Below are 25,597 nucleotides of genomic sequence, written 5' to 3'. Positions count from 1 at the left end.
GTACCCGAGGGCGCTGGTCAGCGCACGACCCTGACCAGCGCCCCCACGCCTACGCGTCCTGCTCGGCGAAGACCTCCTGGGCGATGCCGAAGGCCCGGTTCGCGGCGGGCACCCCGCAGTAGACGGCGGCCTGGAGGAACACCTCGCCGATCTCGTCGGGCTCCAGCCCGTTGCGCAGCGCGGCGCGCACGTGCATGGCCAGTTCGTTCCAGTGCCCGTGCGCGACCAGCGCGGTGAGCACCATGCAGCTGCGGGTGCGGCGGTCCAGACCCGGGCGGGTCCAGATCTCACCCCAGGCGTAGCGGGTGATGAGGTCCTGGAACGGTTCGGTGAAGCCGGTCGTGCGCGCCCGGGCCCGGTCCACGTGCTCGTCGCCCAGCACGGCGCGGCGCATCCGCGTTCCCGCGCCATGGCGGTCGGCGGACGCGAAGTGCTGGGTGAGCAGGGTGTTGACCTTGGCACTCTGCTGCCAGGACAGCAGGTGCGCGGCCTCCTCCAGCACCACCAGGCGCGCGCCGGGGACGCGCTCGGCGATCAGCTCGGCGTTGCCCTCGGGCGGGGTGGACGGGTCGTCGGCCCCGGCGATGACCAGTGTGGGCGCGCTGATCCGGTGCAGGTCCCCGCGCACGTCGTGGGTCTCGATGGCCCCGCAGCAGCCCGCGTACCCCTCCGGCGCGGTGGACGCGACCTGGTCGCGCAGCACGGCGACCTCGGCCGGACGCTCCTTGACGAAGGCCGGGGTGAACCAGCGCTCCACCACCGAGTCCGCCACGGCCCCGGTGCCCTCGGCGCGCACCATCGCGGCACGGTCCCGCCAGTTCCGGGCCGGGCCCATGTGGGGGGAGGTGGCCATCAGGGCCAGGCGGTCGATGCGCCCGGGGTGGTGGACGGCCAGCCACTGGCCGACCATGCCGCCGATGGACAGCCCCGCGTAGTGGGCGCGTTCGATGCCCAGCCGGTCCATCAGCGCGATGACGTCGCCGCCCAGGTCGGCCATACCGTAGGGCCCCTCGGGGACGGGTGAGCCGCCGTGTCCGCGGTGGTCGAAGCGGATCACCCGGAACACGGTCGAGAGCGCCTCGACCTGCGGGTCCCACATCCGCGTGGTGGTGCCCAGGGAGCCGCCGAGCAGCAGGGGCGGTGCGTCGGCTGGTCCGCTCTCGGTGTGGTGCAGGTCAACGCTCATCGGATCCTCGTGTTCCTTCTTCGCCGTCGGTGTTTCGCGTGCGTCCGGTGTTCCCCGCGGGGTTGGTGTTCCCAGCGGAGCTGGTGTCCCCCGCGCGACCGCGGTGTTCTCCACGGAATCAGTGCCCCCTGGGGCCGGTGTCCGCCGCGTCGCCGGTCCTACCCGTTCCGGCGCCGGTGACCCGGTCGGTGAACACCGGGGCCGAGCCCAGGTACCCGGACGGGTCGAGCAGCGCGCGGATCCGCCCACCACCGCGGACCCCGTCGAGGCGTTCGGTGAGGACCTCGGCCAGCTCCCGGCCGGAGTCGACGGCCTCCCGGCAGGCGTCGGCGACCAGGCGGTGGGCGTCCATGCGGCCGAGTTCGGGTGCCAGGTCGGTGGTGACGCGCTCGGACAGGGACAGGCCGCCGGTGGCGTCGAGGTTGGCGCGCATGCGCGCGGCGTCCACCCTCAGCCGGGCGGTGCTGGTGCGCAGCCAGGCCACGGCGGCGCCGGTGCGGCGCAACAGGTCGGTGAGGGGCAGCCACTCGGCGTGCCAGCTCCCGGCGGCCCGCTGGTGCTCCTGGATCTGGGCGGCGAACAGGGTGGCGACGAGTCCGGGGGCCTGCCGGGCGCTGGCCAGGGCGCTGACGGCCGCGACGGGGTTGCGCTTGTGCGGCAGGGTGGAGGAGCCGCCGACTCCGGGGCCGCCGTCCTCGACCAGTTCGCCCACCTCGGTCTGGGCGAGGAGCACGATGTCCTGGGCGGCGGTGCCGACCGCCCCGCAGGTCCGCCCCAGGGCCCCGGCCAGTTCGGCGATCCGGCCGCGCTCGGTGTGCCAGGGCAGGACGGGCTCGGCCAGGCCCAGACGGGCGGCCAGGGCCGCGGTGACGGCGGGTCCGTCCTCGCCGAGGGAGGCCAGGGTGCCGACGGCGCCGCCGAACTGCACGGCCAGACGGTGCTCCAGCACGTGCTGGAGCTGGTCGGCGGCTTCGGCCAGCCCGTTGGCCCAGCCCGCGGCGACCGCGCCGAAGGTGGTGGGCAGTGCCTGCTGGAGCAGGGTGCGGCCGGGCATGGCGGTGGTGCGGTGCGCCCGGGCCAGTCCGCGCAGGTGGTCGGCGAGCGCGCGCAGGTCGGCGAGCAGGGCGGCGCCCGCGCGGCGGGCGAGCAGCATGGCGCCGGTGTCCATGACGTCCTGGCTGGTGGCGCCCCGGTGGACGTGGCGGGCCGCCTCGGGATCGGTCTCGCGCACCCGGGCGGTGAGTTCCTTCACCAGGGGGATGACCGGGTTGCCGCCGTCTGCGGCGGCCCGGCCCAGCGCCGCCGGGTCGTAGCGGTCGGCGCGGCAGGCGGCGGCGAGGGTCTCGGCGCGCTCCGCGGACAGGGCGCCGGTGTCGGCGAGGGCGCGTGCGAGGGCGGCCTCCACGTCGAGCAGGGCCTGGAGCCAGGCGGTGTCGTCGGTGAGTGCGGCCAGCGGGCCGTGGTCGAGGACGCCGTCGAACAGACCGGGCACGGGTTTCCTCCAGGACTCGTCGTGGCGGGTGGTGGGTGTGCGCCAGCCGTTCCCCTCGGCCGTGATCCTGTGCTTGTGGCGAGCTTCGAACGCCGACACCGACTATGAGTACAGGATCAGCGCGGGCCAGGGCCACACGCGGCGCACCGGCGACATCTCTGGTCAGCCCATCTGGTCAGCCCGGAGCGGGGGCGGCCGCCGTGGAACCGTCGACCACGGCGGCCATCCCCCGCTCCGGTTCTCCGACGTCAGATGTCGAAGAAGACGGTCTCCCCCTCGCCCTGGAGGCGGACGTCGAAGCGGTATCCGTCCTCCGTGCGGCGGGCGACGAGGGTGGCCCGGGCCTCGGGGTCCCCGATGCTCCCCAGCACCGGGTCGGCGGCGTTGGCGGTCTCCTCCTCGGGAAAGTACACGCGGGTGACGACCCGGTGCAGCATGCCGCGCGCGAACACCGACACGTCCACGTGCGGCGCCTGGTCCCCGTGCGGCCCCGGGACGGCGCCGGGTTTGAGGGTGAGGATCCCGTAGTTCCCCGCGGCGTCGGTGGGGCAGCGGCCGAAGGCGCGAAAGCCCGGGCGGGCCCGGGCGCCGCGCGGGTCGTCGGGGTGGTCGAAGCGCCCGTCGGGGTCGGCCTGCCAGGTCTCGACGAGGGCGTCGGGGACCGTGGCGCCCGCACCGTCGTACACGGTGCCGCGGATCCACACCGCGCCCGGCGTGCCCTCGGCCACGGCGTGGGGGCCGTCCGGCCAGGGCAGGCCGATGTGCAGGTAGGGGCCGACCGTCTGGGACGGGGTGGTGGGATACCTGGTCACTCGTCGTCCTCCAGGATCTCTTCCTCGGACTCGAACGGGGTCTGCTCGCGCCCGCGCAGCACGATGTCCCAGCGGTAGGCCAGCGCCCACTCGGGTTCGGTGGCGTCGTGGTCGTAGGCGGCGAGCATGCGCTCGCGCGCCTTCGGATCGGGGACCGAGTTCCACATGGGGTCCTGGAAGAACAGCGGGTCGTCGGGGAAGTACATCTGGGTGACGAGGCGCTGGGTGAAGGCCCGGCCGAACAGGGAGAAGTGGATGTGCGCGGGCCGCCAGGCGTTGCGGTGGTTGCGCCAGGGGTAGGCGCCGGGGCGGACGGTGACGAACCGGTAGCGCCCCTCGGCGTCGGTCAGCGCGCGCCCGACACCGCTGAAGTTCGGGTCGAGCGGGGCGGGCCAGTTGTCCCCGCTGTGGCGGTAGCGCCCGCCCGCGTTGGCCTGCCAGACCTCCACCAGCGTGTGCGGTACGGGGGCGCCGTCGCTGTCGCGCACCTGGCCGTGCACGATGATCCGCTGGCCCTGGGGCTCCCCGTCGTGCTGGCGGGTGAGGTCGTGGTCGAGCGCGCCGAGGCGGTCCTGTCCCAGGACGGGCGCGGTGATCTCGGTGAGCGTGTGCGGAAGCAGGGTGAGCGGGCGCTTGGGGTGGCGCAGGGCGGTGCTCCCGTACCCGGGGTGGTCCAGCGGCGGGTGGCTGTCGTGGTCGCGGACGTAGCCGGGCACGGACAGCCCGGACGCCGTGGTCGCGTCGGGTGGGGTGGACATGGCGGTGTTCCTCCGTCTCGGGCGGCGCCGGCTCCCGGTCGCCGCGGGGGTGGGAGGCCTGTCAGCCTGTCTGTCAGGCCTGGAGGACGACGGCCAGACCCTGGCCGACGCCGATGCACAGCGCCGCCAGCCCCCGTCCTCCGCCGCGCCGCCGCAGTTCGTGGGCGAGCGAGCCGAGGACACGGGCACCGGAGGCGCCCAGCGGGTGGCCGATGGCGATGGCGCCTCCGTCGAGGACGTGGACGTCGGTCACCGTGGACCTCCTGGTGTGGTGCGGCCGGGGGAGGCCCGACCGCGGACGGACTGGAGCCCGACGTCGTCAGTCGGGCGTGGGGCGTGCCCGCCGCCCCCTCAGTCGGCCCCGGTCAGGGAGCGCACCACCGTCAGCTCCCCTTCCGTGGGCTCGGGGGTGACGGCGAGGTCGTCGGCCACGGTGAGGTCCCAGCCGGTGGCCTCGCGGACCGCGTCCGCGTCCACGCCCGGGTGCGCGCCGGTCAGGACGAGTTCGCGGGTGACGGGGTCGGGTTCGAGCACGCCGAGGTCGGTGATCACCCGCACCGGACCGGCGCCGCGCAGGCCCAGGCGCTCGCGGTCGCCGGGGCCTGAGCCGTGGCCGACCGAGGTGACGAAGTCGACCTTCTCGACGAAGGCGCGGCGGCTGTGCCGCATGATGACGATGACCTCGCGGCAGGAGGCGGCGATCTCGGGGGCGCCGCCCGCCCCGGGCAGGCGCACCTTGGGGTCGGCGTAGTCGCCGATGACGGTGGTGTTGATGTTGGCGTACCGGTCGATCTGGGCGGCGCCGAGGAAGCCGACGTCGATCCGCCCGGCCTGGAGCCAGTAGTTGAAGACCTCGGGGACCGAGACCACGGTGTCGGCGGTGTCGGCGAGGATCCCGTCGCCGATGGACAGCGGCAGGTGGTCGGGGACGGTGCCCAGGGTGCCGGACTCGTAGACCATCCACAGGCCCGGCGCGTGGGTGCGGCGGGCCACGTTCGCGGCGGTGCTGGGCAGGCCGATGCCGACGAAGCAGGACATCCCGTCACGCAGCGAGCGCGCCGCGGTGACGGTCATGATCTCGTCGGAGGTCCAGGTCGCGGTGGTCACAGGCCCCTCCCAGCGGGCTCGGGTGCGGCGGGAGCCGAGGTGAGCTCCTCCAGCCAGGCGGTGAAGGCCTCGCGGTCGCGGCCGACGGCGTCCCAGGCGCGGTAGGCCTCGTTGTCGCGCTCGTAGTAGCCGTGCGCGTAGGAGGGAGCGGCGCCCCCGGGGACGACGCTGACCCGGTCGACCACGCGCGCGGGCAGGACGACCTGGCCGGGGACGGGGTCGAGGACGTCCACGACCTCCTCGACGGTGGCCAGGGCGCGGTCGGCGGCCAGGACGGCCTCCTTCTGGATGCCGGTGATGCCCCACAGCTGCACGTTGCCGTCGCGGTCGGCGCGCTGGGCGTGCACGACGGTGACGTCGGGGTTCAGGGCGGGCACGGCGGCCAGTTCCTGCCCGCTGAAGGGGCAGGTGACGGCCTTGATGTTGGGGTTGTTGGCGACCAGGTCGGTGCCGGAGTAGCCCCGCAGAATGGCGAAGGGCAGGCCGGAGGCACCCGCGACGTAGCGGTTGGCCATTCCGGCGTGGCTGTGCTCCTCGATCTCCAGGGGCGCGGGCCAGGAGGAGGTGACGGCGTCGCGGAAGCGGTGCAGCGAGCCGACCCCGGGGTTGCCGCCCCAGGAGAAGACGAGCTTGCTGGCGCACCCGGCGCCGATGAGCTGGTCGTAGACGATGTCGGGGGTCATGCGCACCAGCGTGAGGTCGCGCAGGCCCTGACGGATGATCTCGTGCCCCGCCGCCACGGGGATGAGATGGGTGAACCCCTCCAGGGCGACGGTGTCGCCGTCGTGGACGAGCTCGCGTACCGCCTCGTCCAGGGGCACGATCATGGAGCACTCCCGTTCGGATAGCGAATGCATGTTCTCAGAGCGCACATCTTGGCTTTGACGGTAGCGCCGTTCCCGGACGTGGTCAAGGCACGCGTGAGGTCCGCCCGGCACGCGCGGAGCGCCGGGCGGACCGAACCCGGTCGGCGGGCACGGCCGCTCCGGGGAAAAGAAGAGGCGCCGCTGATCGGACGAGTCCGTCCGGTCAGCGGCGCCGGAGTCAGGCGGCGGGAAACCCGGTCAGGTCACGGGCTCACCGCGTCGCCACCGCTCGTGTTTCGCGCGCATCTCCTCGGTGTCGTTGAGGCGGGGGAAGGGCTCGTCCGGAACGTCGACGCCCAGGAAGGCGCACAGGCGCTCCCATCCCTCCCCTGCCCGGTACACCAGCAGCCGGTCGGCCGGGACCTCGGCACACACACGGGCCGTGTGCCGTTCGAAGGCCGCCACCGCGGTCGCCTCGTCGGGGATCTCGTCGTGCCGAACGCCGAAGTGCGCGAGCCACATGCGCTCCAGGAGGGGGAGGATCGTGCCCACCTGGAGCGGAACCCCCGGTCCGGACGGCTTGCCTGCGGCCTCGCGCACGATCTCGAAGATGGTCGCGCGCATGCTCTCGTACCACCGGTGCGGATCGCGGACGGTGAGCAGGACCTTCGCGTCCGGAAAGGCGTCGGCGAGCTCGCGCCAGAAGAACGACAACGGCCAGTCCACGCCCGAGCGCCAGCCCTCCAGCAGGCGGGCCCAGTCCACCTCACCGGCGGGTGTGTCCGCGATCCCTGCCCAGTGCTCCGCGAGTTCGGCGGACGACATCACCTCGAACATGTGGTGGCAGGGGCCGAAGCCGAGCCGTTCCAGAGCCGCCTTCACCGACGTCGTCCCGGTGCGCGGGAAGCCCGCTCCGATCACGTCCACCGTCGTCCCCCTTGGTCGCCACAGGGCTTCACGCCCGAATCAGGAACGCCCCCGATCGCTTTCTGTTGTAACACGAACACTCTGAGCACAGGAGGCTGTTGCCGATATCCGGGCGCTGGAGGCCCCGGCAGCCCGACAAGAGGACTGGCCAGGCCGGCCGTGCCCGTCGGGTCGCCGCCGGGTGGGCGGTACGTGCCCCCTGCCCGGTGCCCCCGTGGCGCCCCGCAGCACCCCGCGAACAGGCTCTGCCACTCCGTCCGGGCGGTGTGAGAACCTTTCCGGGGGCTGCGGCCAGCCGCCCCCGCAACCGAACCGGGAAGAGCAGATGCCGACCGAAGAAGAAGAGGCCCGCGGCGCCCACTTCGTGCAGTCCCTGGAGCGCGGCCTGACGGTCATCCGCGCCTTCTCCGCCGAGCGGCGCTCCATGACGCTCAGCGAGGTCGCGCGCGAGACCGACCTGACCCGCGCCGCCGCCCGCCGCTTCCTGCTCACGCTGGTGGACCTGGGCTACGTGCGCACCGACGACAGGCTGTTCTCGCTCACCCCGCGCGTGCTGGAGCTGGGTTACGCCTACGTGGCCTCCGCCGGACTGCCCGACGTGGCCCAGCCCCACCTGGAGGACCTGTCCGCCCGGGTGCACGAGTCCGCCTCGGTGTCGGTGCTGGAGGGAGACGACGTGCTCTATGTGGCGCGTGTGGCGACCTCGCGGATCATGGCGGTGGCCATCCGGGTGGGCACCCGCTTCCCCGCCTCGGCCACCTCGATGGGCCGGGTCCTGCTGGCCGGGCACGACGCCCGCGGCTTGGACGCCTACCTGGAGCGGGTGGAGCTCACCCCGCTGACCCGGTTCACCATCACCGACCCGGCCGAGCTGCGCGCCGAACTGGAGCGGGTGCGTGAGCAGGGGTACGCCATCGTCGACCAGGAGCTGGAGGAGGGCCTGCGCTCGCTGGCCGCGCCCATCCGCGACGGGTCGGGCCGGGTGATCGCGGCCGCGAACGTGTCCGCGCACGCCAACCGGGCCTCGATCGAGGACGTGCGCCGCGACCTGCTGCCCGCGCTGTTGGAGACCACCGCGCGCATCGAGGCCGACCTGGCCTCGGTGGCGCGCCGCGACGCGGGTTCCTGAGCCCACCGGTTCTCCCGTCACGGCGGACCGGTCCGCCGCCCGCGCCCCGGAAGCGGGCGTTCCCGACCGGGGCGGCTGGTCGGCCGGGCCGCGCGTCAGGGCTGGACCGCGCGGGCGCGGTGGCGCCGGACGGCGTCGCGGTTTCCGCAGGCGGGCGAGCAGTAGCGCTGGCGTCCGCCGCGCGAGAAGTCGGCGTAGACGCGGTCGCAACCGTGCGCCGCGCACCGGCCGAGCCGGTCCATGCCCCGGCCGGTCAGGTGCAGGGCGGTGCCGACGGAGAGCAGCGCGGCCACCTGCCGGTGGGCGGGCAGCAGGTCGGGCCGGTAGTGCAGGTGCCATCCGGTGCCCGCGTGGTCGGTCAGGCGCGGGGCGGCGGAGAACTCGATGAGCAGCGGGTTGAGCCGGTCCGCGCGGGCGGACGCGTCGGCGGCGTCGACCACCCGCGCCCAGCGCTCCAGGAACTCACCGACGGCGGCGACGTCGTCCTCGCCGACGGGGCGTTCGAGGAGGAAGCCCACTCCGGCGCAGCGGCGCTCCAGGTCCGCCACACCGGTCAGCGGCCGGTTGACCAGGTCCACGGCCAGGGTCACCGGATCCTGGCCGTAAGGGTTGAGATGCATAATGCCATTACACCAGACTGGCCCCATGCGCACACGGCACGAACACCACTGGACCACCGAGTCAAACCACACCACCAGCGAGGGCGTCGTCGCCTACCAGCGCTGCGCGTGCGGCGGGCGCAGGGTGATCCTGACCCGGGCCTTCGGGCTGCTCCAGGACGACCTGGTCTCGGTCGGTCCCGGGCGGGGGTGAGCCAGCGCGGTGGCGTTCGAAGGGCGGCTCAGCCCCCGCGGCTCAGCCCTCTTCGGAGCCGAGGAGGGCCCGCAGCACCGCCACCGCCCGCTCCCCCGCCTCCTCGGGAACGAACACGTGGTCGTGGTGGAAGCCGGACACCACGTCGCACGGCAGACCGGCCCCGGTCAGCGCGGCGGCCACCGCCGCCACCAGCGCCACCGCCTCCGCCCCGGCGGAGGCCTCCAGCGTGATCCAGGTGACCGCGTCCTCGTAGGGCAGCCCGGCCGCGTCGGCCTCCTCGCGGGGGCACACCACGGTCAGGGCCTCGTCCTCGGCCACCGTGACCACCGGACGCACCCCCTCGGGCAGGGACGCGTCGTCCGGCACGGTGGTGAAGACGTAACCGCCCGGGCGCAGCCGGACCCGCGTTCCCGCCAGCAACCGCTCCAGATCCCCCGCCACCCGGTTCCCCCCTCCCCCGCGCGCCCGTGGCGCCTTGCGGGCGCGCGCCGCCTCCTGAGATCCTGCCCGCAACACCGCCGGGGACGCGAATCCGCGCACGCGGGAACCGTGCGGCGGCCCTCCTCCCTGGAAGTTCTGAGCACGCGGCCCCAGCGCCGTCCGGAAGGGACACCGTGACCGACCTACACGCCACACCACACATCGCCCGGGAGTCGGGGACCCTCGTGATCGGCGGCGACCTGCCGGTGCACCGCCTGGGCTTCGGGGCGATGCGCATCGTCGGCGAGGGGGTGTGGGGGCCGCCCCGCGACCGCGACGAGGCACTGGCCGTGCTGCGGCGCGCGGTCGAACTGGGCGTGAACCTCATCGACACCGCCGACTCCTACGGACCCCAGATCAGCGAGCAGCTGATCCGCGAGGCGCTCTACCCCTACTCCGACGACCTGGTCATCGGCACCAAGGCGGGCTTCGCGCGCACCGGCCCGGCGCAGTGGCACAGGCTGGGCCGCCCCGAGTACCTCAGGCAGCAGGTGGAGCTGAGCCTGCGCAACCTGGGGCTGGAGCGGATCGACCTGCTCCAGCTGCACCGGATCGACCCCGAGGTGCCGCTGGCCGACCAGCTCGGCGCCCTGGTGGAGCTGCGCGAACAGGGCAAGATCCGCCACATCGGACTGAGCGAGGTGTCGGTGGACGAGCTGTCCGCCGCCCGCGCGATCACTCCGGTGGCGTCGGTGCAGAACCAGTACGCGCCGTCGTTCCGCCAGTCCGAGGACGTGCTGGAACAGTGCGAGAAGGACGGGATCGCCTTCCTGCCCTGGGCGCCGGTCGGGCGCGGTGAGCTGGCGCGGCCGGGTTCCCCGCTGACCGCGATGGCCGCCGAGCACGGGATCACCCCGGTGCAGCTGTCCCTGGCCTGGCTGCTGCACCGCTCGCCGGTGATGCTGCCCATCCCGGGCACGTCGCGGGTGGCACACCTGGAGGAGAACACGGCCGCCGCCGCGGTGCGCCTGTCGGAGTCCGAGACCGAGCGCATCAGCCAGTACCTGGGCACCTGATCCGGGATCCGGGCCCCGTCGGGACCGCGTCACGGGCGCCGGGTCCGCCGGGGTCCGCGGCGGGGCCGCCCGCACCGCGCACACATGGTGTGCGGCAGCGGGCGGCGGGCACCGGGCGGCGGGCGGCAGGCGGCAGGCGGCAGGCGGCAGGCGGCAGGCGGCAGGCAAAAGCACCGTTGGCGCACTTCCTCCCCCACCGGCGCCGCGCGGAGCCCGGAATCCGGTCCGACGCGCCCCGTGGTTCCTTGCGACCGCTCCCACCTGCTGAGATTCTGCCCGGGACACCGCCGGAGGCCCGGTCTCGCGCGTCTTCGCCCGGTTCCCGCCCCGGCTCCGCACGCTCGGCCCAGCGCCGTCCGGGAGGAACCTTCGTGACCGACGTACACGCCACACCACACATCGCCCGGGAGTCGGGGACCCTCGTGATCGGCGGCGACCTGCCGGTACGCCGCCTGGGGTACGGCTCGATGCAGCTCGTCGGCCAGGGGGCGTGGGGACCGCCCCGCGACCGCGACGAGGCGCTGGCCGTGCTGCGGCGCGCGGTCGAGCTGGGCGTGAACCTCATCGACACCGCCGACTCCTACGGACCCCAGATCAGCGAGCAGCTGATCCGCGAGGCGCTGCACCCCTACCCCGAGGACCTGGTGGTCACCACCAAGGTGGGCTTCGCGCTCCCCGGACCGGGGCAGTGGCACCCCCTGGGCCGCCCCGAGTACCTCAGGCAGCAGGCGGAGCTGAGCCTGCGCAACCTCGGGCTGGAGCGGATCGACCTGCTCCAGCTGCACCGAATCGACGCCCAGGTGCCGTTGGCCGACCAGCTCGGCGCCCTGGTGGAACTGCGCGAACAGGGCAAGGTCCGCCATATCGGGCTGACCGGGGTGACCGTGGAGCAGCTCTCGGCGGCCCGCGCGATCACTCCGGTGGCGTCGGTGCAGAACTGGTACGGGCCGGTCGCGCGCAAGTGCGAGGACGTGCTGGAACAGTGTGAGAAGGACGGGATCGCCTTCCTGCCATGGGCACCGCTGGGGCGCGGTGAGCTGGTGGGACCGGACTCGCCGCTGGCCCCGCTGGCCGCCGAGCACGGGGTCAGCCCGGCGCAGCTGGCGCTGGCGTGGCTGCTGCACCACTCGCCGGTGATGCTGCCCATCCCGGGCACGTCGCGGGTGGCGCACCTGGAGGAGAACACGGCCGCCGCCGCGGTCCGCCTGTCGGAGTCCGAGACCGAGCGCATCGCCAAGTTCCTGGACGGCTGAGCCGGTGGACGCGTGCGGCCCCGCCGGTTTCCCGACGGGGCCGCAGGTGTTCGGGGCGGGCGGCGGGCCGCTCGCTCCACGGAAGCGGGCGGTGGGCCGTTCTCCCTGATCAGCTAGGGCGCATGCGGAAGACCTGGAGGCGCATGTCGTAGTACTTCTCGGTCTCGCCGACCCACTCCATGCCCAGTCTGCGCGCCACGGCCATCGCCCGCTTGTTGTTGGGGCGCGCGACCGCGAAGACCTCCTCGATGCCCTGTTTGAAGGCCCACGCGATGATGGCCTGGCTCGCCTCGGTGGCGTACCCCTGGCCCCACACGTCCGGGCGCAGCACCCAGGAGAGTTCGAAGTCCTCCTCGAAGGGCGGGAGGAGCTTCAGCGAGAGTCCTCCCACGAGCTGTCCGTCCTCCTCGCGGACGATGGCCCAGCGTCCCGCGGGCGGAATCAGGTTGGGCCCCGCCTCGACCCAGGCGTGCAGCACCAGACGCATCGCATCGGTGTCGTGCACCGGATGCCACTCCGGCGTCAGCCAGTGCGCGACCTCGTCGGCCCCGTAGATGCGCAGGGCCTCCTCGGCGTCGTCCAGCTGCCACTCCCGGATGAGGAGTCGGTCGGTTGGCAACTCAAGGCTCATATCACCACCGTAACCCGCGACAAACCACCACGACAGGGGGGAAGGTCAACAGACTCGGCATCACGCCCCGCCCGCCGTACTGACACCCGCGAAGTCCGCCTCGAAAGGCGAAGACCATGCCCCACGACCTGCGCACCCGCTTTCCCGTCGATGACGAGGAGGTGTCGCGCCTGCACTCCGACGCCTTCGGCGGCGGTTACACGCTGGTTCCCTGGGACGCCAGGCTCCGAAGGCACAGCCGCTCGTGGGCCGGGGAGTTCCGCGAGGGACGCTTGGTGGGATTCGTGCACGCGGTCTGGGACGGGGGCACCCACGCGTTCCTCCTGGACACCGCCGTGTCTCCGGCCGTGCGGCGCCAGGGCGTGGGCAGCCGCGTCGTGGCGGCCCTGGTGCGGGACCTGCGGAAACTGGGCATCGAATGGGTCCATGTCGACTACGAGCCCCACCTGGAGGGGTTCTACCGCCGGGCGTGCGGTTTCGGCCCCACCCAGGCCGGTCTACTCCGTCTCGGCTGACGGGGAGGGCGGCGTGACAGGCGTGCGCGCGGCCGCCGCCCTGTCCGCGCGCGTCGGCACGAGGCCCACGCGGACAGGCCGCGAACCCGTCCGTCACGACCCCTTTACACCGCGTATCACGACGATTAGGGTGTCCACCACACCTGGGAGCGCTCCCAGACACTCGACCCCCGCAGGGAAACCCGCTGGCCTGCCCCCTCGGTGCCAGCGAAGCCGCCCCCGACCCCCTCGGACCGAACAGGTGGGACACCACGAAGGAACAAAGCGCGACAAAAGACCCAGGCTGGTGTAAAAGGATTCGCGACGCCCGACTCCCGTTGCGATACTGACCAGTCTGGACCGGACCCCGCCGCCCACGCGGCGGGGTCCGCTCACGTGTCAGCACCCCGCAGCCCAGGAGCCGCCCCATGAAGTTCGTCCGCGACCCCCACCACGACGGATCCCCCGACCACGTCAGCGTCGGGGAGGGCCGGGCGAGGCTGCGCGTGCGCGTGCCCGGGGGCGCGGACGCGGTGTACGCCCGGGTGGTGGAGGACGGCGAGGGCGTCACCTTCCGGGCCGAGAGGACGCACGCGTCGGGCGACGCCGTCTGGTTCGAGGCGAACGTGCCGGTGCGCCCGGTCGTGACCAACTACCGGTTCGCGATCGTGCGCGGCGCCGAGTACACGTGGCTCAACCAGGAGGGCGTCCACGGGCACGAGGTGACCGACGCGGCGGACTTCCGGCTGATCGACGGACCCCCGCCGCCCGCGTGGGTCACGGGCACGAGCGTCTACCAGGTCTTCCCGGACCGCTTCGCCCGCGACGACGACTCCATCGAGCCCCCGGCCGAGCACCCCGACTGGGCGCTGCCCCGCTCCTGGGACGACGAGCCCTCCGCCTTCGGGCTGACCGCGACCCGCGAGTACTTCGGCGGCACGCTCGACGGGGTGCGCCGCCGCCTGGACCACCTGGCCGCGCTGGGCGTGGAGGTGGTCTACCTGACCCCCGTCTTCCCGGCGCGCTCCACGCACCGCTACGACGCCGCCACCTTCTCCGAGGTGGACCCGCTGCTCGGCGGCGACCGGGCCCTGCGGGAGCTGGCACGGGCCGCGCACGAACGCGGCATGCGGGTGATGGGCGACCTGACCACCAACCACACCGGGGACGCCCACGAGTGGTTCCTGGCGGCGCGGGCCGACGCGGACTCCGCCGAGGCGGGGTTCTACCACTTCACCGACCACCCGGACGGCTACGTGGGCTGGCTGGGGGTGCCCAGCCTGCCGAAGCTGGACTACTCCTCGACCGAGCTGCGGCGCCGGGTCTACGGCGCCGACGACTCGGTGCTCGTGGGCTGGCTGAGCGGGCCGGACGCGCTGGACGGCTGGCGCATCGACGTGGCCAACATGACCGGGCGCAACGGTGCGCAGGACCTCAACCGCGAGGTCTCCGGCGAGATCGCGGCACGGATGCGCGAGGTGGACGACCAGCGGGGCGGCGACGGGTCGTGGCTGCTGGCCGAGCACTTCCACGACGCGGGCCCCGACACCCACCACGACGGGTGGCACGGGGTGATGAACTACGCCGGGTTCACCCGGCCGGTGTGGACGTGGCTGAACACCGCGCCCGAGCGGGTGCGCTACCTGCGCACGGACTCGCCGCTGCCGCGCAGCGGCGCCGAACAGGCGGTGCGGGCGATGCGCGCGACCAACGCCGGGCTGCCGTGGCGGGTGCTGACGCACAGCGTGAACGCGCTGAGCACGCACGACTCGACGCGCTTTCGGACCGTGGTGGGCGGCGACCCCGGGCGGCACGAGGTCGGGGTGGCGGCGCAGGTGACGCTGCCCGGCGTGCCGTTCGTGTTCGCGGGCGACGAGATCGGCATGGAGGGCGTGGACGGGGAGAACGCCCGCAGGCCGATGCCCTGGCACCGGCCCGAGGCGTGGGACCTGGGGACGATGGAGGCCCACACCCGGCTGCTGGCCCTGCGCCGGGAGCTGCCCGCGCTCCAGACCGGCGGCCTGCGCTGGCTGGACGCGGGTCCGCACCACATGACCTTCCTGCGCTCGCTCGACGGCCAGGTGGTGCTGGTGCACCTGGCCGACGGCCCGCACGGTGCGCTGTCCGCGGCCCTGGCCGACCTGGACGTCTCGGGTCTGGAGGTGCTCGCCCGAGGCGGCGGGGCACGGGCGGGCCTGGAGGGCGCGGAGCGGGTGGAGCTGGCGGCGGACGGGCCCGGCTACGTCATCGCGGTCGGGGGCTGACGGGCGGAACAACGTCACGGGGCACCGCGTGCCGTGCACCGGCCGCCAACTTCTCCGGTGCGGCGCGCGGGGTCCCCTCCTCGGTGTTGTCGCTCCCAGAGGCACGGTGGGCGCCGACGACGCCTTCATGAGCAGGGCTGTCCCCGGCCGACCCGACCCGGCGGTCGGCGCCTCGGGCTTACCGGGGCAGGGCGGCCTGGACGTCCTTGACGATGCGGGTGACCACGTCGCCGATCCGGCCGACGAAGTAGAAGTGCTCGCCGGGCAGGATGTGGCGCTCCACCGGCCCCGCCGCGCAGCCGTCCCAGGCGGCGAGGCGCTCGGGCGTGACGCCGGGGTCACCCTGACCGCCGAAGGCCGACAGCGGCGTCCTCAACGGCGGGGCGTCCGGATCCGGGCACCAGGTGTCGACGAGTTCGAGGTCGGCGCGGATCAGCGGCTCCACGAGCTTCCAGTGCTCGGGGTCGGCCAGGGACCCGGCGGCGGTCCCGCCCATGCGGGCGATGCCCCGGCGCAGCTGCTCGGAGGGCAGCAGGTGCCGGGGCTCGTCGTGCTCGGGGCCCGGGGCCGGGCTCCACGCCGACACCCCGAGCCAGGCGGGGTCGGCGGGGCCGTCGGCGGCCAGCCGGGCGGTCAGCTCGTAGGCCAGGAGCGCGCCCATGCTGTGGCCGAAGAACCCGAAGGGGCGGTCCAGTTCGGGGGCCAGGTGCGCGCGCAGGTGGCGGGCGAGCTCCCCCGCGTCACGGAAGGGCTTGTCCTCCGAGGTCCGGCCGCGTCCGGGCGCCTCCACCAGGCACACCTCCCAGTCGGCCGGGAAGTGGCGCACCCAGGGCCGGTAGCCCAGGGAGGATCCGCCCGCGTGGTGCAGCAGGAAGATCCGGAAGCGGGCCCGGGGGACGGGTCGGGGCCGGATGAGGACGCCCTCGTGCACTGCTTGATTCCTCGCTGTCCGTGTCCGGGTGCGGCCGTACGGCCATCACGACAGAGCAAAGCTACCAGTCGGTAGTACCAGTGGGTAACAACGCTCCCCGGCCCGGGGACGCACGCCCCCCTGGAACACGGCCCCCTACCCGTGGAACACGCGGGAACACCTTGGCCCCTCCCCACCGCGGAAGCCGCGGGAGGCAGCGCCCCGCCCCCCGGCCGCCGGAAAACCACTCGCCAGGCCGCGGGGGCCACCGGCACACTGAGGGCTTTTCCCGAGGAGTACCCATGCGCGCGCGTGCGCTGCCCCCGTCCCTGCGCCACCGGGGGTTACGCCTCCTCCTCGCGGGCAGGGGCGCCAGCGAACTCGGCTCGGCGATGCTGCCCGTGGCCATGGTCGGCCTGGTGCTGGCCGGGCACGGGCCGCTGCTCCTGGGCCTGGTCCTGGGCGCGCGCGGTGTGGCGGGATCCCTGTGCACCCTGCTGGCGGGCGCCCTGGTGAGCCGGGTCCGCAAGTCCACCGCGCTGGCCGCGGGCGTCCTGGCCCAGTGCGCGGTCATGCTCGGCTTCGCCCTGGGCCCCGACTCCGCTCCCTGGTTCGTGTGCCTGGCTGCGGCCAGCGGCGTGGCGGGTTCGGTGAGCGAACCCGCCGCCGGATCGATCATGCCGTTGCTGGTCCCCGGCGACCGACTGCGGGAGGCCAACGCCCTGCGCAACGTCGTGGGACGCGGCATGGGCGTGACCGGCCCCGCCGCGGCCGGGGTGCTGCTCGCCGCCCTGGAGGCGCGGGCGGTGTTCACGCTGGTCGCCGCGGCCTTCGCGGTGGGCGGCGCCGTGCTGCTGCTGGTACGCGAGGCGGCGCCGTCCGCCGAGCGCTCCGGGGCCACGATGGGCGCGAACTTCCGGGCGGGGCTGCGCGAGGTGGTGCGGCGGCCCTGGGTGGTGGCGATCATCGCGGTCGCCACCGTGCAGGCGCCGGCCACCCTCGCCCCCGGGTTCACCCTGCTGCCGATCGTGGTCGCCGACTCCTACGCCGAACCCGTCTACGGGCTGGCGCTGTCGTGCATGTCGGCGGGCCAGCTCCTGGGCGGGGTCGTCGCCGCCCGCTGGAGTCCGGCGCGCCCCGGCCTGGTCTCCCTGGCGGGCGTGCTCGTCTACCCGCTGGTCCTGCTGGGCCTGGCCGCGACCGTGCCCGTCTGGCTGCTGCTGACCGGCTACGCCGCCACCGGCACGGGCTTCATGCTCCTGGGCGTGTACTGGTACACCGCCCTGCAACGGGCGGTCCCCCAGGACCTGCTCAGCGTCGTGATCAGCGTCGACGAGGTGGGCAGCTTCGCGCTGGAACCGGTCGGGTACGCGCTGGCCGGGGCCCTGGCCCAGACCGTGGGCCCGCGCCCCGTTCTGGTCGGCGCGGCCGTGGCCGGGCTGGTGACCACGCTCCTGCCGCTGGCCGTTCCCGGCGTCTCACGCCTGGCCGACCCGGACCGACCGGCCGCCGTGCCCTGACGGCGGCCCTCAGACCGAGCGGTCGACGCGGCCCCTCAGCAGGCCCAGGGCCGCCGCCGCGGAACGCCGCACCCCCGCGGCCAGCCCGGACAGCCGACGGCGCCACGCGGGCACCCCGAGGTCCTCCCCCGGTTCCACGACCGTTCCGGGCGTCCCGTCCGTCCCGGCGACCTCGGCCTGGGCGGCGCGCTCGCGCAGCCGCTCCCTGACCTGTTCGGGGGTGTAGGCACGGCGCTGACGCTCGGACCGCGCGATCACCGCGCCGGTCGCCGCGACGCCCACGAAAGCGGCCACTCCAAGGGCCTTCCACCAACGCATGTTCCCTAGGCTAGTGGGTGTGGCAGACACGAGCATGTCCCTGAACGAGGCGCTGGAGCTCACCCGGACCGGTGACGTCTGGGTCTTTCGCGGCACGAGCGCGGCCGACCGCGCCATCCAGATCACCACCAACAGCCCGGTCAACCACGTCGGCATGTCCGTCGTGGTCGAGGACCTGCCGCCGCTGATGTGGCACGCCGAACTCGGCCGCTCCCTGCCCGACGTGTGGACCGGCAGGCACCAGCGCGGCGTACAGCTGCACGACCTGCGCGACGCCGTCCTGGTGTGGGGCCGCAAGTACGGCCAGCGCGGCTGGCTGCGCCAGCTCGACCCCCTGGCGGACGGTGCGATGGAGGACGCCGCCCTGCGCACGGTCGCCCGACTCAACGGCACCCCCTTCCCCTCCACCACCCAGATGGCCGCCCGCTGGGCGCGCGGACGCCTGCCCCTGCGGCGGCTGCCCTTCGGCAGGGGCCCGCGCGAGCGCGCGCTGGAGACCGCCTACTGCGCCGAGGTGATCGCCCTGACCTACGAGGCCATGGGCCTGCTGCCCTCGGGGCGCCTGCCCGGGTACTACGACCCGGGCCGGTTCTGGAGCGGCGACGACCTGGAACTGGAGGGCGGCGCGTCCCTGGGCGGGGAGATCCGCGTGGACCTGCCCGCCGAGTGACCCCGGCCCTCCGGGAAGGGGCCCGGCCGGACGCCGGGCCGCCCCTCCCCGGTCAGCCGAGCCGGAAGTCGGCCACGCGGATCGGCGTGGACGGTCCCGAACCCGCCTCCTGGTAGAGGACGGACAGGATCCCCTCCGAGGCCACCCGGGACTCGTCCACCAGCACCTCACCGAACGCGTCGACGCCCGCGCCGTCGTGGACCGTCGTCCACTCGCTCCACCCGGTGTCGGCGGTGGCGGCCAGGATGCGGCCGAAGGGCATGACCACGTAGGCGGTGTCGTCCTCGGTGAGCACCAGCCGGGAGCGCCCGAAGGCGTTCAGCGGCTCGGGCAGCTCCACCTTGTGCCAGGTCCCGGCGTCGTCCTGGTGCAGGTGGAAGGTGCGCCCCTGTCGTCTGCGGTCGTCGACGAAGTCGGTCGAGCAGTGCCCGAACCTGCCCGGCCGGTAGCTGATGACCACGTGCGGACTGCCCGAGGAGTCGATCGCCTGCGACTCCTGGTTCATGAGCGCGTAGTCGAGCGGCAGGGGGTCCACGACGTGTCCGGGAGTGTCCACGGAGACCCGCATCCGGGTGCCCGTGACCGCGGCGAGGCGGGCGTCGTCGGTACGCCAGGTGCGTCCGGCGTCGTCGCTGTAGACGTAGCCGGTGTCGTGGTTGGACAGCCCGCCCGGGTGGCAGAGGATGTCCCCGCCCGCCGCGGTCTCGCGCCAGGTGAACGAGGCGTGCAACCGGCCGTCGTCGCCGTAGCCGATCCCGTGCAGGTACATGTTGCGGCTGTCGCTGACCGCCCCGTTGGCCGCGTAGGAGCCGTCCGGCGAGGACCAGGCGCCCAGGTGGGTCCACTCCCCGTCGGCGTACTCGGCGAGTTCCTGGGTTCCGTCGCCCGAACCGCCGGTGCGGTAGGCGAACTGGAGGCCGCCGTCGGGCGTGGGGACGAAGCGGGGGTAGGTCATCGAGCCGGTGTCCAGGCCCGCCAGGTCGCGCTGGATCGGCTCGAAGGAGTCGGCGCTCCAGTCCGCCCCGCCCGTGACCAGCCCGGCCTCGGACCGCGTGTAGTGGATCGGGGTGTTGTGGGTGTCCATGCCCACGTGCAGGCGTCCGTCCACGGCGGAGACGCCCAGCGAGATGGAGTTGTGCGAGTCGTCGACGCTCAGCCGGTGGGGCAGGCGGACGGTCTGCCAGTCGCCGCCGTCGAGGGAGCGGCGCGCGAGGAGGGCGTGGCGGTCCTCGGTGTACCAGGCGGCGTACTGGTACCGGCCGTGGGTGAGGATGCCGGACTGCTGGTAGGAGCCGTTGTTGACCAGGCCGTCGTAGGAGACGAAGTACAGGGCGTTCTCGTCCAGGGTCCAGCTGCCCAGCGGCGTGGCCGAGGGCGTGTCGGCCGCCGCGGCGGCCGTGTCGGCGGCGGCCGCCGGGCCGGTGGGGGTTGTGGCCAGGGCCAGCGCCAGGGCGCCGGAGGCGAGTCCGGCCAGGGCGCGCAGCGGGGAGCGCGGGGCGGGGGGCACGGCGGTTCCTCTCGTGGGGGTCGGGAAAACCTGAGGTCAGGCGAGGCAGCGGTCAGGCGAGGTGGAAGACCTCGGTCAGGGGCACCATCCCCTCGTCGGGACGGCCGGGCAGGCCCTCGAAGAACGGGGCCATCTCGGCCTGCCAGCGGGCGTTGACGTCGGTCTCGGCCATCGCGGCGCGGGCGGCCTCGAAGTCCTCGGTCTCCAGGTAGCCGACGACCATGCCCTCCTCGGTGCAGAACAGCGAGTAGTTGTGCCAGCCGGTGGCGCTGAGGGCCTCGCGCATCTCCGGCCACACCTCGGCGTGCCGTTCCCGGTACTCGGCGAGGCGCTCCTGACGGACCTTGAGGATGAAGCAGACGCGCTGCACGGACGTCCTTCCTGTGGGACGGGTCTGGAGAAGGCGTGACAGACCATGACGGTTATGTACGAAGCGGTACGGATTGCGGCACGTCGGGCCGGGCGGAGCCGCCCGGGCCCGGTTTCCGTGTGCCGGGCGCGCGGAAGACGCCTCCACGGCCGCGAGAACGGCTACCGGACGCGAAGGGCCGCGGAAAGCTCCCGGCGCCCCGGGGCCGCCCCGGACGGAGGGACGGGCCCCGGCACACGGCCCGGACCCGGTGACAGCCTCAGGGGCGGCCGCGGAGAGCATTCTCGGCAGCGGGCTCAGAAGTCGAAGTCGTCCACGTTCTCGGCGTCGAAGACCTGCGGCGGGCCGAGCACGATCTCCCCGTCGGTCTCGAACGTGAACTCGCCCAGGCGCCCGGCCGTGAAGGTCTCGCCCTCGGCGCCGGTGATCTGCCCGGACTTGAGCGCGGCGCCGGTGTACCCGGCCAGGTAGCCCAGGTCGAGCGGGTTCCACAGGGCGAACTGGCTCACGGTGCCGTCGTCCACGAACTGGCGCATCTGGTTGGGCGTGCCCAGGCCGGTGACGGCGACCTCACCCTGGTACTCGGAGTCGCTGATGTAGCGGGCCGCAGCGGCGATGCCGACTGTGGTGGGCGAGACCACGCCGCCCAGGTCGGGGTGGGACTGCATGAGGCCCTGCATCTCCTGGAAGGACTCCAGGTCGTCGTCGTTGCCGTAGACGGTCTCGACCAGCTCCAGGTCGGCGTACTCCTCCTCGGCGAGCACCTCCTCCATCGCCGCGATCCAGGCGTTCTGGTTGGTGGCGTTGGGAGTGGCCGACAGCACCGCGAAGGTGCCCTCGCCGCCCAGGTCCTCGGCGATCATCTCGACCAGGGTGCGGCCGATGAGCTCGGTGGAGGACTGGTTGACGAACACGTCGGTGCAGTTGGCGTCGGAGTCGTAGCCGACGATGGCCGCGCCGTTGTCGCGGGCCTCGTTGAGCGCCGGGCAGACCGCGTCGGGGTCGTTGGCGGCGATCACGATGACGTCGCTGCCCGCCTGGCTGGCCGCGTTGATGTACTCCACCTGGGAGTCGGCCGTGGCCTCGGTGCCGCCGCGCTCGGTGGCCGTTCCGCCGACCTCCTCGACGGCCTCGGTGCCGCCCTGGTTGACGATCTCGAAGAAGGGGTTGTTGAGCTGCTTGGGCAGGAAGTCGATCTTCAGGCCCTCGGGGATCTGCGCGTCCGGGTCGGCGGTGCCGGTCGGCCCGGTCTCGTTCTCCTCCTGGGCGTCCTCGATGGTGGTGCCCCCGCCGCAGGCGGCGGTCATCAGCACCGCGAACGCGGACGCGGCCAGGAGCAGGTGGCGTGGGCGGCCCTGGGTCATGAGTGTTCTCCCTTGGTGGGGGCGGACGCGGCGGACGGTGCCGCGGCCGGGGCTGAGGAGGGGCGGGTGCCGGGTGCGCGTCTGGCGCGCAGCCGGGCCACGAGGTTGGGCGTGACGACGGAGGCGATGAGGATGAGGCCGGTGACGATCTGGAGGACCTCGCTGCTGATGCCGAACAGCTGGAGGGCGTTGCGGATGGCGCCCAGCAGCACGACGCCGCTCAGCACGCCCAGGATCGAGCCGACCCCGCCGAAGATGGACACCCCGCCGAGCAGGACGGCGGCCACGACCTGGAGTTCCAGGCCGAAGGCGGTGTCGGCGCGGGAGGTGCCGTACTGGAGGGTCCAGAAGATCCCGGCCCCGGCGGCCACCACCCCGCTGAGCGTGAACAGCCAGAACTTGGTCCAGCGCACCGACACCCCGGTGAAGCGGGCGGCCTCGTCGTTGTTGCCGATGTCGAACAGCGAGCGGCCGACGGCGGTGGCGTGCAGCAGCACCCCGAACAGCACCGCCAGGACCAGGATCGCCACGGCGATCCACGGCAGGCCCTCCACGCCCAGGAAGGGCGCACGGGCGCCGCTGACCCAGCTCTGGGGGTAGCTGGCCACGGCGCGGTCGCCGAGCAGCACGTAGGCCAGGCCCCGGTACAGGGCCATGGTGCCGATGGTCACGGCCAGGGACGGCAGCCCGCACACCGTGACCAGGAACCCGTTGAGGGCGCCCAGCAGCGCGCCCACGGCCAGGCAGATCCACAGGGCCGTCTCGATGGCGACCCCGGCCTCCCACAGCACGCCGAGGGTGGCGCTGGTCAGGGCCAGGGTGCTGGCCACCGACAGGTCGATCTCGCCGGTGATGACGATGAGCGTCATCGGCAGGGCCATCAGGGCGATGGCGGCCACGCTCAGCACCAGGAAGTCGATGTTGCGCGCGGTGGCGAACATGTCCACGAACAGCCCGGCGGCCAGCAGGGTGACCACGAGCGCGCCCACCACCGGCGTCTCGCGGGCCGAGAGCAGCGACCGGATCCGGCCGGGGCCTGCGGGGTCTCGCGCCGGGGCGCCCTCGGGCGCCCGGTCGGGGGCGGGGGCGGTGACGGTGCGTTCAGGCGCCACGGGCACCTCCTCCTCGAAGCCTGCGCGCGGTACGCACCGCGAGCAGCCGGTCCAGGCCGATGGCGGCCAGGATGAGCGCGCCCACCACCGCCTGGTGCCAGAACTGGTTGACCTGCCAGATGGGCAGGGCTGCGGTGATGGTGGTGAGCAGGACGGCGCCGAGCGCGGCGCCGTAGACGGTGCCCACACCGCCCGCGATGGCCACGCCGCCGACCACGGCCGCGGCCACGACCTGGAGTTCCATGCCGGTGCCCACGGTGGAGTCGACGGTGCCGTAGCGGGCGGCGAAGAGCACCCCGGCCAGTCCGGCCAGGGCGCCGTTGGCGGCGAAGGCCCAGGTGACGCGGCGCGAGGCGGGGATGCCCGAGAGCCGTGCGGCGTCGGCGTCGGAGCCGATGGCGTACAGCTCGCGGCCCGAGCGGTAGCTGGCGAGGTAGAAGCCCACGACGGCGACCACGACGATGGCGACCGCGGCGGGCAGGGGCACCCCCAGGACGCTGAAGCGGCCCAGCAGCAGGAAGGAGTCGGGCATGTCGTGGGCGTTGACCTGCTCTCCCCCGGCCCACCAGTGGTTGAGGCCGCGGTAGGCGTACAGGGTGCCCAGGGTGACGACCAGGGCGGGGACCCGCACGGTGGTGACCAGCAGGCCGTTGAGCAGTCCCGCGACCAGGCCGATGCCGACCCCGGCGAGCATCGCGACGGGGACGGGCAGGCCGGGGAAGGTCACGAACAGCAGGCCGGTGCCGAAGGCCGACAGGCCCATGACCGAGCCGACCGAGAGATCGACGTTCCTGGTGATCAGGACCAGGGCCTGGCCGACGGCGAGGACGGACAGGACGGTGGCGCCCAGGAACAGGTCACGCACGCCCTGGCTGGACAGGAACCCGGGGTTGTACAGCCAGGTGGCGGCCACGAGGACCACCACGGCCAGGAGCACGCCGAGTTCGCGGAACTGGAGCCTGCGGCGCGCGGGGGCGGGGGCGGTACTGACCGTGTTCGTCATGCGGCCTCGCTCGGTCGCTGTCCGGTGGCCGCGTACATGACCGACTCCTCGTCGGCCTCCGCGCGGTCCAGGTGGGCGGTGACCCGGCCCTCGTGCATGACCAGGACCCGGTCGGCCATGCCCAGGACCTCGGGGAGTTCGCTGGAGACCATGACGATGGCCAGCCCCCGGCCCGCGAGGGTGGAGAGCAGGCGGTGGACCTCGGCCTTGGTGCCCACGTCGATGCCGCGCGTGGGCTCGTCCACGAACAGCACGCGGGGTTCGGTGGACAGCCACTTGGCCAGGACGACTTTTTGCTGGTTGCCGCCGGAGAGGGTGGAGACGGGGTCGGTGAGGCGGCCGAACCTCAGGCTCAGGCGCTCGCCCCACTCACGGGCGGAGTCGCGTTCGGCGCGGGGGCGCAGCAGGCCCAGGCGGCTGAGCGGCCAGCGGCGGGTGGCGGTGGCGTTGCGTTCGATGGAGGACTCCATGACCAGGCCCTGCTGGCGGCGGTCCTCGGGGACCAGGGCGAGCCCGGCGGCCATGGCGGCCCGGGGCCGCCCCGGTGCCAGCGGTCTGCCCTCCACCCGCACGGTGCCCGCGTCGTAGCGGTCCACCCCGAACACGGCGCGGACGACCTCGCTGCGTCCGGCGCCGACCAGCCCGGACAGGGCGACGATCTCCCCGGCGCGCACCGAGAAGGACACGTCGGCGAACACGCCGTGGCGGGTCAGGCCGTCGACCTCCAGCAGGACCTCCCCGCGCTCGGCCTCCTCCTTGGGGTAGAGGCTGTTCACCTCACGGCCGACCATGCGGCGCACGACGGTGTCCACGTCCAGGTCGCCGGTGGGGTCGCAGGAGACGAACGCACCGTCGCGGACCACGGTGATGCGGTCGCACAGGGCGAAGACCTCGTCGAAGCGGTGGGAGATGAACAGCAGCGCCGAACCGGCGTCGCGCAGGGTGCGGGCGACGGTGAACAGGCGCTCGGCCTCCACGCCGGACAGGGCGGCGGTGGGCTCGTCCATGACCAGGACCCGCGCCTGTCGGGTGAGGGCCTTGGCGATCTCCACGAGCTGCTGGTCGGCGATGGACAGCCCCCGCGCGGGGCGGTCGGGGTCCATGTCCACGCCCAGGCGCGTGAAGACCTCCCGGGTGTCGCGGCGCATGCGGCCGCGGTCGATGGTGCGCACGCGGGTGCGGGGCTGGCGGCCGACGAAGATGTTCTCGGCCACCGACAGGTCGGGGAACAGCGTGGGTTCCTGGTAGATGACCGCGACCCCGGCGCGCTGGGCGTCCACGGGCGCGGCGAACTCCGCGGGACGGCCGTCCACGAGGACCTGTCCGCCGTCCGGTCGGTGTACCCCCGCGATCGTCTTGACCAGGGTGGACTTGCCCGCCCCGTTCTCGCCCACCAGTGCGTGGATCTCTCCGGGGCGCAGTTCCAGGGACAGCCCCCGCAGGGCCCTGACGCTCCCGAAGGACTTGGTGACGTCGACCAGGGCGAGGGGTGGGGGGACCTCTGCTGGGTCCACGTGCGCCCTCCTTCTCTTTGCCGTGCCCGGCAAAAACGTTTTAATATGAAGTGGATGTTAAGTGCCCCACATCACACCGTCAAGAGGAGCGCCCAAGAATTCGCAGGTCTCGCCCCGATAACGACCTCCCTGTCGGTA

General features: G+C 73.6%; 26 protein-coding genes and 1 pseudogene. 8 read left to right on the top strand and 19 right to left on the bottom strand.

Features of this window, described 5'->3' with window-relative positions; all coding sequences use genetic code 11:
- Positions 1-49 precede the first annotated feature (49 nt).
- From pcaDC to ACSIH6_RS19380, 8 genes and pseudogenes are all read right to left on the bottom strand, one after another.
- Positions 50-1,186: a bifunctional 3-oxoadipate enol-lactonase/4-carboxymuconolactone decarboxylase PcaDC gene (gene pcaDC, locus ACSIH6_RS19415; protein WP_435109716.1), complete on the bottom strand. Its 1,137-nt coding sequence runs from the start codon at positions 1,184-1,186 to the stop codon at positions 50-52.
- Between the two features lie 118 nt (positions 1,187-1,304).
- Complete coding sequence (gene pcaB / locus ACSIH6_RS19410) at positions 1,305-2,678, bottom strand: 3-carboxy-cis,cis-muconate cycloisomerase (protein ID WP_435109719.1); 1,374 nt, start codon at positions 2,676-2,678, stop codon at positions 1,305-1,307.
- Between the two features lie 248 nt (positions 2,679-2,926).
- Entirely contained in the window at positions 2,927-3,490 is a 564-nt protein-coding gene (gene pcaG / locus ACSIH6_RS19405) for a protocatechuate 3,4-dioxygenase subunit alpha (protein WP_435109715.1), read from the bottom strand.
- On the bottom strand, positions 3,487-4,248 hold the full coding sequence (pcaH, locus tag ACSIH6_RS19400) for a protocatechuate 3,4-dioxygenase subunit beta (protein ID WP_435109714.1): 762 nt from the start codon (positions 4,246-4,248) through the stop codon (positions 3,487-3,489). The genes pcaG and pcaH overlap by 4 nt, the downstream gene beginning before the upstream one ends.
- Before the next feature lie 73 nt (positions 4,249-4,321).
- Positions 4,322-4,480: pseudogene (locus tag ACSIH6_RS19395) on the bottom strand (3-oxoadipyl-CoA thiolase); the annotation flags it as partial.
- A gap of 119 nt (positions 4,481-4,599) precedes the next feature.
- Positions 4,600-5,355 (bottom strand): CoA-transferase subunit beta, encoded by a 756-nt coding sequence (locus ACSIH6_RS19390; protein ID WP_435109713.1) that lies wholly within the window; start codon positions 5,353-5,355, stop codon positions 4,600-4,602.
- Positions 5,352-6,182 (bottom strand): CoA transferase subunit A, encoded by an 831-nt coding sequence (locus ACSIH6_RS19385; protein WP_435109712.1) that lies wholly within the window; start codon positions 6,180-6,182, stop codon positions 5,352-5,354. The genes ACSIH6_RS19390 and ACSIH6_RS19385 overlap by 4 nt, the downstream gene beginning before the upstream one ends.
- A 237-nt stretch (positions 6,183-6,419) precedes the next feature.
- Entirely contained in the window at positions 6,420-7,088 is a 669-nt protein-coding gene (locus tag ACSIH6_RS19380) for a sulfotransferase family protein (protein ID WP_435109711.1), read from the bottom strand.
- A 325-nt stretch (positions 7,089-7,413) separates the two neighbouring features.
- Between ACSIH6_RS19380 and ACSIH6_RS19375 the strand changes: the two genes are divergently transcribed.
- Positions 7,414-8,217, top strand: coding sequence for an IclR family transcriptional regulator domain-containing protein (locus ACSIH6_RS19375; protein WP_435109710.1), 804 nt, complete (start codon positions 7,414-7,416; stop codon positions 8,215-8,217).
- 95 nt (positions 8,218-8,312) lie between these two features.
- Here ACSIH6_RS19375 and ACSIH6_RS19370 read toward each other — a convergent pair whose 3' ends face one another.
- Positions 8,313-8,837, bottom strand: coding sequence for a CGNR zinc finger domain-containing protein (locus ACSIH6_RS19370; protein WP_435109709.1), 525 nt, complete (start codon positions 8,835-8,837; stop codon positions 8,313-8,315).
- Between the two features lie 25 nt (positions 8,838-8,862).
- Here ACSIH6_RS19370 and ACSIH6_RS19365 point away from each other — a divergent pair, with 25 nt between their 5' ends.
- A complete protein-coding gene (locus ACSIH6_RS19365; protein WP_435109708.1) occupies positions 8,863-9,030 on the top strand; it encodes a hypothetical protein in 168 nt (55 codons plus the stop codon).
- A 42-nt stretch (positions 9,031-9,072) separates the two neighbouring features.
- Here ACSIH6_RS19365 and ACSIH6_RS19360 read toward each other — a convergent pair whose 3' ends face one another.
- Positions 9,073-9,474 carry an ACT domain-containing protein gene (locus ACSIH6_RS19360; RefSeq protein WP_435109707.1) on the bottom strand — a complete coding sequence of 134 codons (402 nt, stop codon included), beginning with the start codon at positions 9,472-9,474 and terminating at the stop codon, positions 9,073-9,075.
- Positions 9,475-9,647: 173 nt separating this feature from the next.
- Here ACSIH6_RS19360 and ACSIH6_RS19355 point away from each other — a divergent pair, with 173 nt between their 5' ends.
- The gene (locus tag ACSIH6_RS19355; RefSeq protein WP_435109706.1) at positions 9,648-10,529 is read left to right on the top strand and encodes an aldo/keto reductase; all 882 of its coding nucleotides are present in this window, start codon (positions 9,648-9,650) and stop codon (positions 10,527-10,529) included.
- 371 nt (positions 10,530-10,900) lie between these two features.
- Entirely contained in the window at positions 10,901-11,782 is an 882-nt protein-coding gene (locus tag ACSIH6_RS19350) for an aldo/keto reductase (protein WP_435109705.1), read from the top strand.
- Positions 11,783-11,891: 109 nt separating this feature from the next.
- Here ACSIH6_RS19350 and ACSIH6_RS19345 read toward each other — a convergent pair whose 3' ends face one another.
- Positions 11,892-12,413 carry a GNAT family N-acetyltransferase gene (locus ACSIH6_RS19345; RefSeq protein ID WP_026115190.1) on the bottom strand — a complete coding sequence of 174 codons (522 nt, stop codon included), beginning with the start codon at positions 12,411-12,413 and terminating at the stop codon, positions 11,892-11,894.
- 116 nt (positions 12,414-12,529) lie between these two features.
- Here ACSIH6_RS19345 and ACSIH6_RS19340 point away from each other — a divergent pair, with 116 nt between their 5' ends.
- Together ACSIH6_RS19340 and ACSIH6_RS19335 are read left to right on the top strand one after the other, a co-directional pair.
- Entirely contained in the window at positions 12,530-12,928 is a 399-nt protein-coding gene (locus tag ACSIH6_RS19340) for a GNAT family N-acetyltransferase (protein WP_435109704.1), read from the top strand.
- A gap of 407 nt (positions 12,929-13,335) precedes the next feature.
- Positions 13,336-15,171, top strand: a complete 1,836-nt coding sequence (locus ACSIH6_RS19335) for a glycoside hydrolase family 13 protein (RefSeq protein WP_435109703.1) — start codon at positions 13,336-13,338, stop codon at positions 15,169-15,171.
- 178 nt (positions 15,172-15,349) lie between these two features.
- On the opposite strand, the gene ACSIH6_RS19330 is transcribed toward ACSIH6_RS19335, so the two are convergent.
- Positions 15,350-16,102: a thioesterase II family protein gene (locus ACSIH6_RS19330; RefSeq protein WP_435109702.1), complete on the bottom strand. Its 753-nt coding sequence runs from the start codon at positions 16,100-16,102 to the stop codon at positions 15,350-15,352.
- Between the two features lie 281 nt (positions 16,103-16,383).
- Here ACSIH6_RS19330 and ACSIH6_RS19325 point away from each other — a divergent pair, with 281 nt between their 5' ends.
- Positions 16,384-17,601: an MFS transporter gene (locus ACSIH6_RS19325; protein WP_435109701.1), complete on the top strand. Its 1,218-nt coding sequence runs from the start codon at positions 16,384-16,386 to the stop codon at positions 17,599-17,601.
- Positions 17,602-17,610: 9 nt separating this feature from the next.
- Here the strand turns inward: ACSIH6_RS19325 and ACSIH6_RS19320 are convergent, their stop codons facing one another.
- The gene (locus tag ACSIH6_RS19320) at positions 17,611-17,895 is read right to left on the bottom strand and encodes a hypothetical protein (protein WP_435109718.1); all 285 of its coding nucleotides are present in this window, start codon (positions 17,893-17,895) and stop codon (positions 17,611-17,613) included.
- 58 nt (positions 17,896-17,953) lie between these two features.
- Between ACSIH6_RS19320 and ACSIH6_RS19315 the strand changes: the two genes are divergently transcribed.
- Positions 17,954-18,589 (top strand): hypothetical protein, encoded by a 636-nt coding sequence (locus ACSIH6_RS19315; protein ID WP_435109717.1) that lies wholly within the window; start codon positions 17,954-17,956, stop codon positions 18,587-18,589.
- Positions 18,590-18,641: 52 nt separating this feature from the next.
- On the opposite strand, the gene ACSIH6_RS19310 is transcribed toward ACSIH6_RS19315, so the two are convergent.
- The 6 genes from ACSIH6_RS19310 to ACSIH6_RS19285 all read right to left on the bottom strand — a co-directional run bounded on the left by ACSIH6_RS19310 (position 18,642) and on the right by ACSIH6_RS19285 (position 25,459).
- Entirely contained in the window at positions 18,642-20,096 is a 1,455-nt protein-coding gene (locus ACSIH6_RS19310) for a BNR repeat-containing protein (protein WP_435109700.1), read from the bottom strand.
- A gap of 52 nt (positions 20,097-20,148) precedes the next feature.
- Positions 20,149-20,466, bottom strand: coding sequence for an L-rhamnose mutarotase (locus ACSIH6_RS19305; RefSeq protein ID WP_435109699.1), 318 nt, complete (start codon positions 20,464-20,466; stop codon positions 20,149-20,151).
- Positions 20,467-20,762: 296 nt separating this feature from the next.
- Complete coding sequence (gene rhaS, locus ACSIH6_RS19300; RefSeq protein WP_435109698.1) at positions 20,763-21,830, bottom strand: rhamnose ABC transporter substrate-binding protein; 1,068 nt, start codon at positions 21,828-21,830, stop codon at positions 20,763-20,765.
- On the bottom strand, positions 21,827-22,948 hold the full coding sequence (locus ACSIH6_RS19295) for an ABC transporter permease (protein ID WP_435109697.1): 1,122 nt from the start codon (positions 22,946-22,948) through the stop codon (positions 21,827-21,829). Before ACSIH6_RS19295 ends, rhaS begins: the two co-directional genes overlap by 4 nt.
- Entirely contained in the window at positions 22,932-23,945 is a 1,014-nt protein-coding gene (locus ACSIH6_RS19290) for an ABC transporter permease (protein WP_435109696.1), read from the bottom strand. Before ACSIH6_RS19290 ends, ACSIH6_RS19295 begins: the two co-directional genes overlap by 17 nt.
- The gene (locus tag ACSIH6_RS19285) at positions 23,942-25,459 is read right to left on the bottom strand and encodes a sugar ABC transporter ATP-binding protein (protein WP_435109695.1); all 1,518 of its coding nucleotides are present in this window, start codon (positions 25,457-25,459) and stop codon (positions 23,942-23,944) included. The genes ACSIH6_RS19290 and ACSIH6_RS19285 overlap by 4 nt, the downstream gene beginning before the upstream one ends.
- Between the last annotated feature and the right edge of the window lie 138 nt (positions 25,460-25,597).

This window comes from Nocardiopsis synnemataformans (genome assembly GCF_965343085.1).
Classification (GTDB): Bacteria; Actinomycetota; Actinomycetes; order Streptosporangiales; family Streptosporangiaceae; genus Nocardiopsis; species Nocardiopsis alborubida.
Note: the sequence above shows the minus strand (reverse complement) of the source record. Positions and strands in the feature narration are given on the sequence as shown.